Origin of the sequence: Borrelia puertoricensis (assembly GCF_023035875.1) — a bacterium.
Taxonomy (GTDB): Bacteria; Spirochaetota; Spirochaetia; order Borreliales; family Borreliaceae; genus Borrelia; species Borrelia puertoricensis.
Genome location: NZ_CP075381.1, coordinates 1 through 12,430, shown reverse-complemented (window position 1 = coordinate 12,430; position 12,430 = coordinate 1). Strand labels below are relative to the sequence as shown.

The 12,430-nt window shown below is 27.8% G+C and carries 20 protein-coding genes; 15 read left to right on the top strand and 5 right to left on the bottom strand.

Annotated elements, in window-relative coordinates; all coding sequences use genetic code 11:
* The first annotated feature begins 4 nt into the window (after positions 1 to 4).
* The 15 genes from bpuSUM_RS04650 to bpuSUM_RS04580 all read left to right on the top strand — a co-directional run bounded on the left by bpuSUM_RS04650 (position 5) and on the right by bpuSUM_RS04580 (position 8,466).
* The gene (locus bpuSUM_RS04650) at positions 5 to 430 is read left to right on the top strand and encodes a DUF1463 family protein (protein ID WP_247066551.1); all 426 of its coding nucleotides are present in this window, start codon (positions 5 to 7) and stop codon (positions 428 to 430) included.
* A 10-nt stretch (positions 431 to 440) separates the two neighbouring features.
* Positions 441 to 887, top strand: coding sequence for a DUF1473 family protein (locus bpuSUM_RS04645; RefSeq protein ID WP_247066454.1), 447 nt, complete (start codon positions 441 to 443; stop codon positions 885 to 887).
* Positions 871 to 1,095, top strand: coding sequence for a DUF1322 family protein (locus bpuSUM_RS04640; RefSeq protein ID WP_247066549.1), 225 nt, complete (start codon positions 871 to 873; stop codon positions 1,093 to 1,095). The genes bpuSUM_RS04645 and bpuSUM_RS04640 overlap by 17 nt, the downstream gene beginning before the upstream one ends.
* A gap of 8 nt (positions 1,096 to 1,103) precedes the next feature.
* Entirely contained in the window at positions 1,104 to 2,369 is a 1,266-nt protein-coding gene (locus bpuSUM_RS04635; protein WP_247066547.1) for a DUF759 family protein, read from the top strand.
* 15 nt (positions 2,370 to 2,384) lie between these two features.
* Positions 2,385 to 2,945: a DUF792 family protein gene (locus bpuSUM_RS04630; RefSeq protein WP_247066546.1), complete on the top strand. Its 561-nt coding sequence runs from the start codon at positions 2,385 to 2,387 to the stop codon at positions 2,943 to 2,945.
* Positions 2,946 to 2,949: 4 nt separating this feature from the next.
* On the top strand, positions 2,950 to 3,891 hold the full coding sequence (locus tag bpuSUM_RS04625; RefSeq protein ID WP_247066543.1) for a DUF693 family protein: 942 nt from the start codon (positions 2,950 to 2,952) through the stop codon (positions 3,889 to 3,891).
* 10 nt (positions 3,892 to 3,901) lie between these two features.
* On the top strand, positions 3,902 to 4,426 hold the full coding sequence (locus bpuSUM_RS04620) for a DUF777 family protein (protein ID WP_247066540.1): 525 nt from the start codon (positions 3,902 to 3,904) through the stop codon (positions 4,424 to 4,426).
* A gap of 67 nt (positions 4,427 to 4,493) precedes the next feature.
* The gene (locus bpuSUM_RS04615; RefSeq protein WP_247066538.1) at positions 4,494 to 4,826 is read left to right on the top strand and encodes a contractile injection system sheath initiator; all 333 of its coding nucleotides are present in this window, start codon (positions 4,494 to 4,496) and stop codon (positions 4,824 to 4,826) included.
* Positions 4,823 to 5,701 (top strand): DUF276 domain-containing protein, encoded by an 879-nt coding sequence (locus bpuSUM_RS04610; RefSeq protein WP_247066530.1) that lies wholly within the window; start codon positions 4,823 to 4,825, stop codon positions 5,699 to 5,701. The genes bpuSUM_RS04615 and bpuSUM_RS04610 overlap by 4 nt, the downstream gene beginning before the upstream one ends.
* Before the next feature lie 9 nt (positions 5,702 to 5,710).
* Entirely contained in the window at positions 5,711 to 6,313 is a 603-nt protein-coding gene (locus tag bpuSUM_RS04605; protein ID WP_247066528.1) for a DUF735 family protein, read from the top strand.
* A 12-nt stretch (positions 6,314 to 6,325) separates the two neighbouring features.
* Complete coding sequence (locus bpuSUM_RS04600; protein ID WP_247066526.1) at positions 6,326 to 7,153, top strand: DUF685 domain-containing protein; 828 nt, start codon at positions 6,326 to 6,328, stop codon at positions 7,151 to 7,153.
* Positions 7,154 to 7,243: 90 nt separating this feature from the next.
* Positions 7,244 to 7,429 (top strand): BlyA family holin, encoded by a 186-nt coding sequence (locus bpuSUM_RS04595; protein WP_247066419.1) that lies wholly within the window; start codon positions 7,244 to 7,246, stop codon positions 7,427 to 7,429.
* A gap of 3 nt (positions 7,430 to 7,432) precedes the next feature.
* Positions 7,433 to 7,759 carry a BlyB family putative holin accessory protein gene (locus bpuSUM_RS04590; protein ID WP_247066524.1) on the top strand — a complete coding sequence of 109 codons (327 nt, stop codon included), beginning with the start codon at positions 7,433 to 7,435 and terminating at the stop codon, positions 7,757 to 7,759.
* 1 nt (position 7,760) lies between these two features.
* Positions 7,761 to 8,114, top strand: coding sequence for a BlyB family putative holin accessory protein (locus bpuSUM_RS04585; protein ID WP_247066522.1), 354 nt, complete (start codon positions 7,761 to 7,763; stop codon positions 8,112 to 8,114).
* Positions 8,115 to 8,154: 40 nt separating this feature from the next.
* Complete coding sequence (locus tag bpuSUM_RS04580) at positions 8,155 to 8,466, top strand: BBA14 family lipoprotein (RefSeq protein WP_247066520.1); 312 nt, start codon at positions 8,155 to 8,157, stop codon at positions 8,464 to 8,466.
* Positions 8,467 to 8,500: 34 nt separating this feature from the next.
* Here the strand turns inward: bpuSUM_RS04580 and bpuSUM_RS04575 are convergent, their stop codons facing one another.
* The 5 genes from bpuSUM_RS04575 to bpuSUM_RS04555 all read right to left on the bottom strand — a co-directional run bounded on the left by bpuSUM_RS04575 (position 8,501) and on the right by bpuSUM_RS04555 (position 12,430).
* Positions 8,501 to 9,550 (bottom strand): ERF family protein, encoded by a 1,050-nt coding sequence (locus bpuSUM_RS04575; protein WP_247066518.1) that lies wholly within the window; start codon positions 9,548 to 9,550, stop codon positions 8,501 to 8,503.
* 257 nt (positions 9,551 to 9,807) lie between these two features.
* Positions 9,808 to 10,356, bottom strand: a complete 549-nt coding sequence (locus bpuSUM_RS04570) for a chromosome replication/partitioning protein (RefSeq protein WP_247066515.1) — start codon at positions 10,354 to 10,356, stop codon at positions 9,808 to 9,810.
* Positions 10,357 to 10,416: 60 nt separating this feature from the next.
* On the bottom strand, positions 10,417 to 11,172 hold the full coding sequence (locus bpuSUM_RS04565) for a ParA family protein (protein WP_247066513.1): 756 nt from the start codon (positions 11,170 to 11,172) through the stop codon (positions 10,417 to 10,419).
* Positions 11,148 to 11,708, bottom strand: a complete 561-nt coding sequence (locus bpuSUM_RS04560; protein WP_247066511.1) for a DUF226 domain-containing protein — start codon at positions 11,706 to 11,708, stop codon at positions 11,148 to 11,150. Before bpuSUM_RS04560 ends, bpuSUM_RS04565 begins: the two co-directional genes overlap by 25 nt.
* Positions 11,709 to 11,746: 38 nt before the next feature.
* Positions 11,747 to 12,430 carry a plasmid maintenance protein gene (locus tag bpuSUM_RS04555; RefSeq protein ID WP_247066509.1) on the bottom strand — a complete coding sequence of 228 codons (684 nt, stop codon included), beginning with the start codon at positions 12,428 to 12,430 and terminating at the stop codon, positions 11,747 to 11,749.

The window sequence follows — 12,430 nt, the reverse complement described above, 5'->3', positions numbered from 1 at the left end:
AGATATGGGATTATATGATTTAAAGGAAGTTTATCTCTCTATTGCAGGAAAGCAAATTAATAGTGGAAAATTAGAACTTACAAGTGAACCTACAACTAGAGCAGTAATTAGTAATGAAGACAGAGGAATGCCTGTTATCAGTCTTCGAGATCCAAAAACCATTACTTATATATTTAGTATTGAAGTAACACTTGGTAGTCATGATTACATATTACTAACTCAACTCTCTGATGACCAATTTTACAACATGAATGTAAGTAAAGAAGATAAAATGATGGATTTGGTATTTAATGATAGAATAACAACAAAAATAATCAGTAACTGTGCTGTATTTACTGAAGAACCATCAAGAAGTTACTCAGCAGAAGCTGAAAAAGTTACTTTTGAAATTAGAGCTATCAATTGCCAAAAAATAACACCTAAAAATTAAAGGACACAAAATGATTACAAGATATAAAATGAACATATTAAGCAAAGATAAAACTTATGAATACCAAATAAAAGTATTACCTGTTTATACGTGGGACTCTATACTTGGATTTAATCAAGAAGAAGCCATAAATAAACTTAATGATGTTAAGTATTTGAAAGAAATAACTAATTTAATGATCAAACCCGGGTTTTTAGATGAGTTTTACGTAATACTGGATTACAATAGAGAATTCATAAGTTATTATAAAGATTATCTTATTGCTATTCTTTATTCTATAGAGTTTAATACATTTCATTTAGACTCAGAATTTAAAAAACCAGCCCTCCTTTTTCTTAAAGAATATGAGAATAATGTTGGTGATTTTGTTACTTTTGATTACATTACCGATGAATTTAATTATGAATGTGTAATTTCAAAACTTAAATCAAAGGCTAATAATGAAACATATAGATAAATTTGTTGAGAGTATTAATGCTACTCGTACTCGTTACTTTGCTTTAATTGACGATATAAAAAGACATAAATATTGGCTACCAATAATAACAAATATCTGTTCATACAAAGAAATTAAATGTATGACATACGATGAATTTATAGAAGTAAGCAAAATTGCTGAAGCTAAGATAGAGAAGGAAATACTTGAACTGATTTTATCTAAATAAGGACACTTATGGATAATAAATTTACCATTAAATTTAAAGGTATACTCGATCATGCATCAACGAAAAAAACATTAGAGAGAGACATATCAAAATTAGAAGAGAACTTAAAACCCAAACTTTCTTCTCTCAAAAGTACGAAAGATATAATTAAAGCTAATTTAAAAGATAAAAATGCAGAACTTGCAAAACAAAATAAATATGAACGTTTAAGAGAGCGAGTAGAGAAATTTAGACTCTCTGAAACTAAAAAACTAATGAAGCAAGGACACAGCTTTGAAAAAGCTAGACGTGAAGCTTTTAGACGTTCTACCATGTCTACTAAAGACTTACGTAATTTAGAATTTAAGTCACTTAAAGAAAACTCTAAAATAAAACAAAATTTAATAAAAAAAAACAATTTGACTTCTAAAATCGCTATAGGAAGTGCAATTGGTAATATAATAGCTAGTTCCATTAAAGGTGCTTCCTCTAATATGTTTGCATTTGCAAAATCATCAGTAAAAGATGCTTCAGAAAGAAAACGAATAGGTACCCTAAACTCTAGAATTTTCAACACAACTGAAAAAGGCAAGCTATTAAATACTATATCGAGAATTAAAACATTTGAAAGGGGAACAACCCAAGAAGAATTCTTAAATAAAGCTGCTGTTATTAAAAGCACTCTTAAGAATGCTGGACTAGAGAATGAAACTAATTTACTTAAAGCAGTAGAACTAGCAGCTAAACTTAAGGCTAGTGGACTCTCATCAAGTGATGATGCTATCTCTTCCGTGGTTGACTTATTACGCGGCGAAGGTGGTTCAATCTTTAATTTAATGAGTCAATTTGATAAATTTGGTAACAAGTATCTTGAACATGCTGAGCGTAAATGGCAACAGGATACTTTTCACGATATGGGTTCAAGAATAACAAAACTTGATGACGTGCTAAGTGATTTTAACGAATTAAATCTCACAAATACTACAAGCTCTTATGACTCTGCAACAAGTAGTATGGATAAGATAGATGAAGAATTAAAAAAATTAACTGCGTCCACATTAACACCTTTAATGGATTTTTCTGCTAAAGCACTTAAAAAGATAAATGAATTTAACTTTCATAAAGATATCGTTGATCCTATAATAAACGGAATTAAAAGCATTTTTAGTTTAGATAGACTTATTGCAAGACTTAAATCAATATTGCCCTTATGGATGGGAGGAGATAGTGGTGAGAGCTTATCAAAAATTACTCATGAAGATAAATCTATTACTACTCCTCCCAGTGGTACTTAAAATAGGGAGACATTTATGCAACCTATGGAAATATTTCAAATTATTAAAGATACTGTAACACAAATATTTGCTTTATTTAGCACAGATAATTTTATTGTTCTCTTCCCAAGACCTGATCTTAAGGGACTTGGGTATTTGCCCCAATTATTCTTTATTAAACCTAAATTTGAACTTATAACTCGTACTTATAACACCACATGTTCCAAACGTCCTGTAATTAATTATTACTTAAGGAAAGCTGAATATGTAAGTTATAACCCTGTACTTACAGGAGAAGTTATTGCTTTAAATGGTGGTGTACTTACAAGTCTTTATAAGAATATGTTAGCTCCACTGAAATTAACTCCTTTTGGTAACTCACTACTTGAATTTGATAGTAATTTAGTTAAAGAACAACTGGCTGGTAGACTTCAAGCACAAGTTCCCTTTACTGCTTATAGTCCAACTTTTGGCATTAAAGAATTAGTTGTAATTACTTCCTTAACATTTAAAGATGTGCCTTTCATAGATGAAGTTGAGCTTAATCTTAACATGGAAGTTATTAAAACCTTTCATTTGGATAAATACAAAGGATAAGCTTGTGATATTACTTAAATATGATTTTAAGATTGAATTTTACTCTACTATTAGCTCAAATAAAAATATTACTGGTGATGCAACACCAGAACACTCTCCTAAAATCATTATCAACACACAACATGGTATTTATGTTGATATCTCAATATCTAATGTCTATTCAAGTTACAATTTTGTAAGGGCAAAACAAGCCAAACTTGTTCTTTGGAATTTACACCTCGATTTCAACAATCACATACATGAAGGAGATATTGTAAAGATATACTATAAAAAATTTGCTCATGAAGACTCATTTACATTTATTATGGCAGGTTATCTGGGAGTCCCAATGAGCAGTGACTATCCTAGTGGTGATTTTAGCATAGAGCTTGAACTTCATTTAGCATCAAAGAGTAATTTCTTTAACCGAGAACTTGAAACAAAACAATTTAAAGGAATGACGGTCCAGGACGCTATAAACTTTGCCTTTCCGGGTAGAAATATAATCAATATGAGCACTAATGACAGACTTAAAATCATAGAAGAGCATATTTATGCTAGAACTCCAAAAGAATTTATAGAAAAATTATCTAAAAAATATATACAAAATGTTATTGCTGATGTTGGTAATGGAGTTGATTTGGTTGAATGTAATTTCATATTCACAAATCATCAATTAACCGGTCCTGATGCTCATTATGAGTCACTTGAAGATTATGGTCTTGAATTTATCCCAAAGCAAGAAATTACTATAGGCACTACTCTTAATATAAGACTTATATATTGGAGAGCAAAGCTTACTTATACTCATAAATTAAAAGTTGGTGACAGAGTATCATTTAGAGATTCTTTGGGGAATATAATAAAGAGCACGATTTGTGAAACTAATGCTTCTCTAAGCAATTCTGGTGAATGTTCACTTAACTTAAAGCTTTATGATGACATTAATCATCTAAAAATGAAATAAAGGAGAGGATATGAACTTTAATTATGAAATTTATAGAATGAATCAGAGCATGTCTGGTTCTGCTTTAACTCAAGAAGAGAGCAAAGAATGGATAGCTAACAATATATGCATATCAAAAATAGGAATTATAAAATCATTTAACAGCGATACTCAAGAAGGTATTGTAGACATTGAAGAATATAAAGGACTTGAGATTCACACTCGTAATATATCAAATATCAATCTAAGTCTTCACAAAGATGACAGAGTAGTACTTCTTCAATCAAGTATTAATCTATTTAATACAGATGACAATATATATTTTGATAAGCATCATTTTTATATATTAAGTGCAATTGACCCTAAGCATCTTAAAATATATGCTAAACATAAGTTGGATATACGTAATGAGATAACTAGTCTTAAAGACATCTTAGAGGCAATAGTAAATGCTATTAATAACTTAAGAATTATAGGAAATTCAAGCATTGATTACTCTTCTCTCTCTTACTATACATCAAAAATAAATAGCAAAATTAATAATTTATTTAATTAGTTTTTTGATATTTTTGTTATACATTTCCTTTAAGTTAAAGGTTAAAGATTGATTTACATAGGTTAGTATGGATTTAAAGGTTGATTTGCAGTTTAATTTAGTATCAGGCTCAGACTTACAGATTGCTGATGGAATAGAAGAGCAAAAACAAAGATTATTTATTTTCCTTAAAACCCCTAAAGGAAGTCTTGCTCTAAATCCAACATGGGGATTTGATTATACACATATCCTTAAATTATGTAAGCTTGGCACTCTAGAGCAAATTAAATATTATCTCTACTCTGTTGCCCAAGAACTGGAAATTGATCTTACTGGAGTTAACATTAATATAAACTCAAAAATATTACAAATTACTCTCTATTTTCCTGGTGATTCTTTTCAAATGGAGATTTGCATATGAGTATTGCTTTTGATAATAATTTCGGCATTCTAAAACAAAATATCTCACAAATAATTAACACAAAGAGAGAATATTTAAAACAGACACACGGTATTGTGATAAAAGATGACCCATCATCCATTTACAACATAATAGCTGCTTCTCTTGCTACAGTAGAGGAACAAATAATTAATGAACTTAACCTTTTTATGGATAAACTTAAACCACAAGGTGAGTATTGGAAGGCTATAGAGTCTCATATAAGTGTTAAAAGCACCACTCATGAAGCATTAAGAAATGCTATACTGAACTTACCAGATGTAAAATACGTTAACATTGTAAGCACAGCAGGCAAAGCTAATATTTATCTTATTGTTAATGATACCATCTTAAACGACTCTAAGAACACAATTAAAGATTCTACATTCAAAGCAAACCTTTGGGAAGTACTTTATAGCACTATTCCTAGTGGTACTATCTTAGAAGGTGATATTGATATTGATGGAATAAATAGCCACAACCAAACCAAATCTTATAAAGTTTCTCTAGGAAAGACTAAATATATCTATCTTAAAGTAAAATACAAACTGGACCTTAAAAATCACATTTATCTCAATATCGACATGCAAATAAGAGAAATATACAGGAGAATTATCAATAATAATTACTCTGACATGGGAATTAGTTTTGAATATCAAGATTTTACTGCTCCGGTTAATGAGATAAAAGGCATTCAAGGACTTAAAATTAATGCCTGCATTAAAGACAATCCTGAGACAAGTATAAGTAACATTAGCACAAGTGATTTTAAAGAGAATCAAGATATTGAAATCAGTCCATCAGAAATACTTAACTTCAGTCTCACTGATAGATTACTTATTGATATTCAAACTTAAGGAGATATATTGAGCATACCAGGTTTTCTTCATAAAACACAAATAGAAAAATTTATACGTTCAGAATTAGATTATGCAAATAAAATACTTGAAGAGATAAAAACTCTAAATTCTAATTTCTCTGGTATTATTGCTAGTAACTATCTATCTTCTCATTTTATTGCTGTCTGGTTATCAAACGTATTTAAAACTTTTCACTATAAAAGTCGCCCATTAAAAGAGCTTGCAAGCAATATTGACAGCGTCATTTTTGCCTTAAGACATATTGGTACTGATGAGTCATTTATTAGATTATTTAAAGCTTTTCTTAATGTTGATATTGAAATTACAACACCAGAAGCTGGAGTTATTAGTATTAAATTACTTGGAAGTATAAAAACTAATTTCATATCATATATTACTCCTAGTACTGCTGTTGGAGTAAAACCCAAACGTATACGCTTACGTCAATCAAAACAAGGATATGAAGATAAATATAAAATACTAGCATTCAATTTCATTCCTAAAGGATATTCACATTCAATTTATGCTTTTATTAAAGGCATGATTCCTATAGGAAGAAAACTTAAAATTATTGACAATCAAAATATAGAAGTTGTTTCTTTTAACTAATGGAGGTATCATTTGTCAACAGATGAGAGACTTTTAATGGACGAGAATGAATTTATACAAATTAAAGATTTAAATAGGGTAAATGATATAAAAAATAGTGATTTACTTTTATTAGATGATGGTGTTGCAAGTTGTAATGCAATTACTTATGAAAACTTCCTTCAAAAGACTAAAGATAAAACGTTTAAAGGAGAAGGATTATCTTACTTTAAGGAAGTAATTAAAGACACTATTGCAACAGAACTTGCTGAGAATAGTGAATTTACAGATAAACTTTACTCTAAACTACTAAGCAAACTTATGAATAATGACTCAAGTTATAAGAGTAATTTATCTAGCTATATCAGAAGTGAGCTTACAAGTAATATGAGTTCTTATTCGCATTTCTCTAGTTCAGACAAATTTGTTACTATATCAACTTATAATTCATTACAAAAAACTACAATACCTGAATATTTATGTGGCATTCCTTCAAGTTTTAGCTCATCAAGAACATCAACTACAAGTACGCGCATTTATGAATCTTCTCTTAGAGATAGGGCTTATAAACTTAATATGACACAAAACACATCAAGTCAAGATGTTACACTTGTTTTTTATAAATTTGAAGATGGTAAACCCATTTATCTAGATGTTTATGTTGATATTGAAATCAATAGTTATCATGATGTTACAAAAAGAGTATATCTTCAATACACTGATGAATCAAGTAGATCAATTGTATATGAGAGAATAGGAAAAAATCTAAGATTAAATGATTATTCTCCTCTATTTAGAGGGTGGTATATGCAAAAACGTTCATATACAGGTGGTACAGTCCCCTCTTTAGTAAAACTGTAATTTTACTTTACAAAATATAAAAAAATATTAGTTTTTGGTACTTTTTGTAATATACTTTATTTATCTTTTTTATGTGAGGTTACAAGGTTAATGGATCATTTCACTTTAACTAAATTGTCTGAAATATCAGAACTTTTAATTAATATCAATGAAATTAAATTAATTGTCATTGCCACTTTTATTTTAGGTATAGGACTTATCTTTAAACCGGTAATTAAAGATATCATAAGTTTATTAGCAACTAAATTTAAAAGAAAACATAAAGGAAAGGATTAATCAATGACTCTTGACATTAGTTCATTAAATACTGCTTTAAATGCAATAGAAACATTATTTAGTACACTGTCTAATTTTGAAGATGGCTCTTTTAACGTGAATGCTCATAAAATATTTATGCTACTTAATGAAGTTTACACAGAATACAGAATTATTTTCACTAAAAACATGGAAAGATTAGAGAATGCATTAACGCCCCAAATCCAAGAAGCATTAACTCCTATTAATAACAAAATACAAGAATTTATAGAAAAGGTTAATAATAATCCTGAAAACATGAGATTGCCAAAATGGGAAGGAATAAAAGAATCATATTCAAAGGAGTTATAAATTGAATTTAACTACTGCAAAATTAAGTATAGATATACTAAACAAATTTACAGAACTGCTAAAGCAAGACTCAAATACCAACACACAAAAATACATTAATATCTTTAGCAGAGTAGTAAATTACTTTTATTCTATGTACAGGGATAATTTAATTAAAAGGGAACAAGCTGAAAGCACGAAAATACTATCACAATTTGATGACATCTTAAGAATTAATTTAGAGATAATAGATAGTTCTAATGAACATTTAAGTAAAGAGAATACAAAACGCATTGCTTCACTACGTTTAAAGAGAAATAAGCTTATGCATGCTTATATTAATAAGCTTAAAGAAGAGGACAGAAATAATGAATAGACTATTTAAAGTTGTTTTCATTTGTGCTATTACTCTAATTATGAATTGCACAACCATTGCTTCCTTAACTAAAGAACCAACTATGCCAGATGATTCTAATTTAGAATCAATAAGTAAATACGAATCTGAACTCTCAAAATACGTACTTTATTTACAAGGATTTTTAGTTGATGCTAAGAAAAAGGTAAAGAATGAAGATTTTCCCAAATTTACTTTTTTTGATGCAAGCAAATTAAAATCAGAACATACAATCAAAGCATTAAACTTTAATATCTCTCTACTGCAAGAATATATATCTCAAACAAAACATATTGCTGAAGATGTATATAAAAGATATACAAAATTAAAGTAATTTTAATGAGTAAGCCCCAATAGGGGCTTACCTTTTATGCAGATCTAAACAAACAATCAAATTCCTTATCAGTAGATAAATGCCCAAATAATTTTAGTGGACTATTTCCAAGCTTATCTAAATCAAAAGCTAAAAATACATCAAACTTTTCTATCTTTTCTGGGTCTCTACTACTCTTACTAAAATACTCTTTTATCAAATTACACCAATACTGTATACTCTTTAATGTTTTATTTTTATTAAAGTATTCAAGTATACTTGAATCATCTCCAACCTGAATAGATTTAAGATATGAATTTATCTCTTCTAAACTGTTAAATGGTTTATTAAGAACAAATTTATGCATATTACGTGCTGCTATGAGTAGATTTCTATAATACTTAAATTTATTTGTCTCTACATTGATCTTAGATTTAGATTGGTCAGTATGAACAGTGTTTTTATCCTCTACATTATTTCCTGATATATTTACTTGTGTATTCCCATCATTGTTTTTGGCAATAGCTTTAACTCTCTCTCTATTATTTTCTAGCTCGGGTAATAATGAACTAGCATCAGTGTCAACTTCACTCTCTATTGATAGGTATCCTACAAGAGCATATCTTTTATGATATGTTATGCATGAACCTACAAGTTGCGATAAAGTATTTTGATTCTTTGCCCCTAGAGAAGAAAATTCTTCTGTGTAAATTGGAGTATCAAATGACTCACAGTAGCCACTACTTGGACTGTAAAATGTTGTTGTAATAACATTAATTGTATTATTTCCCACAACTTTAAATGTTGGACATTGCAGGAAATCAATATCTAAATTGTTACTCTTTATAACATTCTTTATCTCTCTGATTATCTCATTGAAATTTTGATATTTATACCCATATCCATTAAGATTCTTAGCAACACCACTTAAATTCATACGTAGACTGTATAGAGATTTTAGAAAGTTTACCCTTGCTTGATTCTCATCAGTTACTAAAGCTTGATTATTTACTCTTATATCTGTTACTTTTATCTTTTGTTTACCCAGTTTCTTAACTGATCTGCGCATTTTGGTTTTTGTATTTTTAACTTTATTTTTTGTCATATTTAATCTCCTATTAAGTTTTATAAATAAAATATTATATCAAATATAACTTTTTGTCAACTTTTCACATCAATACAAAAACTTAATTCTTCATTAGAGACTCTTTAAAAGAGCACCTAATGAAGAATTAAAATCTACAATGGTGAAAACTTAATAGGATGTGTGAAAAAACACATACTATGCATATATATATATACCAAATGTAAGATAAAATCAACTATTCGAAATAATAAATGTTATATCATTATTCAATGATGTCATTTTTTAAATTGCTTTAAAAGCTCTTCAAGAAAATCCTTTCGATTTATAAAAAGTTCATCTAATAAAAAACTCGTAAACTTGGCATTGCTTTTATAAAAATCATAACTACTTTGATTCTTAAGTTGAAATCTGAGTGGCTTTATTAAATTTTCTTTCGAACGCTTTTTACTTATATCTATCTCCCTGATCTTTCTATAAGCTTCTTTAAATCCAAGTTGTTTAATTTCTTCTATGTCTAACTCACCTATTAACACTCTTTTATAAAGTCTTAAATATAAAAATGCTTGACTTCTTGCTATAACAAATTCTGATAAAAAATCTACAAATCTTTTGTAACCATCAATTCGATAAAGTTTCTTATCTCTTATATTATACAAAATTTCCATAATCTCAATTTTATTATTTATTTCACTTACAGTAATTCTTCTTAATCGATTTTTATAACTTTCATATTCTGATTCAGCATTTTCACTATTTAATGGAAAATGATCAAGCCCAACACTTCGATCATTTAAAATTATTTCTTTTTTGTTTTTTTTAGACATTTTTTACTCCTTTATTTTTTTTATTTTTCAAATATTATAAAAGTTACGCCGGCGTAACTTTTATAATATCTTCTCTAAAACTTCTTTAGCTTCTTTATAATATGCCTCCTCATTATTAGGTTCATTTAACTCATTAATCAAAACTTTAATGCTATTAGCACTATGAATTTTTCCTTTAATAAACAACCCATACTTTTTGAATAACAATTTCTCTATGTCTTTGAAAGTATTTCTATTTTTAACAAACTGACTTTCTATTATAGAAACCTCAATTTTTTTCTTCCTAAACATATTAAATTCTTCTATTGTATTCATTAACATAGGAAACGCTTCAACAGACCATCTTTCTAATTGAACAGGAATTATAACTTTTTCTGTAACATTTAAGGCATTGTATAATAAAAAATTTAAACCAGGGGATGTATCGATTATCACGTAATCAAAATCATTAATAGGTAAAATTTTATCCAAGCAGTTTTCCAACAGCTGTTCTTTATATCTCTCATCTTCTTGTTCAAATTTGTACAAAATTGGATGAGAAGCTATAATATAAATACTGTCATTTATCTCATTAATATACTTGTTCAAATTAGGGTTGTTATGGGCCTTAAGCATGTAATATACATTAAGACCTTTAATTCTTTTTATATGCCTTATAAAATAACTGGTTAAACTATTTTGTGGATCTAAATCAATTAGCAATACTTTTTTATTCATATCTTTCATAATATAACTAAAAATAATTGTCAACACACTTTTTCCAACACCACCCTTAATACTTGCAATTGTGATTATTTCTGGTTTTTTTCTATCCATTTAGTTATAAGACCTCCTTCCGGTAATTTTTTACCATAAAATTCATATACTTCTTTTTCTAAATTCCCTATTATATCAGTCAACTTTTTACAATATGTTGTTTTCAACTTTTCACTTTTAAGTAAATAATAAATTCCTTGAATATAACAAAAGATACTACCTTTTTTAAATCTAAACTCCATATAGTATGCCTTTGAAAAACTATATGCTTTAACTGTTCCATCTTTTTCATATCTTGTTACAATATTTCTTATAGGTTTTCTGTAACCATAGTAAATACCAAAAAACTTGTCATTATTTTTTAAAGCAAATAAACTAAATCGATATTTTTTATCTCGATGCCAACTTCTTAAAATAATAAAAAAACTATCGGGTTTTTCTTCACTAATTCCAAATGTGTAAAAATCCAGTACAATTTTCGTATGATATATGGTTCTATCACCTTTTTTATCTATTAGAACAAAGAAATTACTCTTTTTTTGTTTCGATTCGATTTTTAATTCTCTTTTCTCCGGTAATTTCAATGAATCTTTCATGTTTTTTCCTTTAAAGTTTAGTTTTGGTTTTTTAATCCTCATTGAGAGATTTTTTCAATCTTTAAGGCCTCTAACCATGTTTTTGTTCTTATCAAGCTGCCTTCATATCTTTTTTTATTTGTATTTTCTTCTATTTTGTCTAAATATCTCATTGTTTTCCATTTAGACACATTCTTTATCAGATAATTTGTATTGTTTATTATCTTACTTTTATTTTCTTTTTCTATCTTTTCTTTATTATTTATATATTTGTTATTAGTTATATAATGACTGACATTTTTAGTTGCATTTTTAGATTTAAAAATTTTAAACTTCCTATTTTTGAAAGATTTTTTTTGTGTTTCTTTTGTAAATATGAATACTTTATTAGCATCATGTTCGGTGATTTCTTGTTGAGCTTTAAGCAGTCTTTTTAAATTATTAATGCTGTATTTAGTTATTGTATATCTTATGTATGAGCCATTTCCTTCACCTAGTCTTAATAAAGTTTTTTTAATAATGCCTTTATTGCATAGGAATGCCAAATCTTTTCTTAAAGTTCTAAGTGTAATTTGTTTAAGACCATCTTTAGATAGAAAAATGTTTAATGTATTTAGAATGAATGTTTGATTATACTTGATTGTCTTACTTTGAAAGTATCTAAGTATTGATAGTATTTTGTAATATCTATTGTGATAATCCTTTAATGGTTTTATGGAAAGGGGTTTTTTTTTGGTATTCAT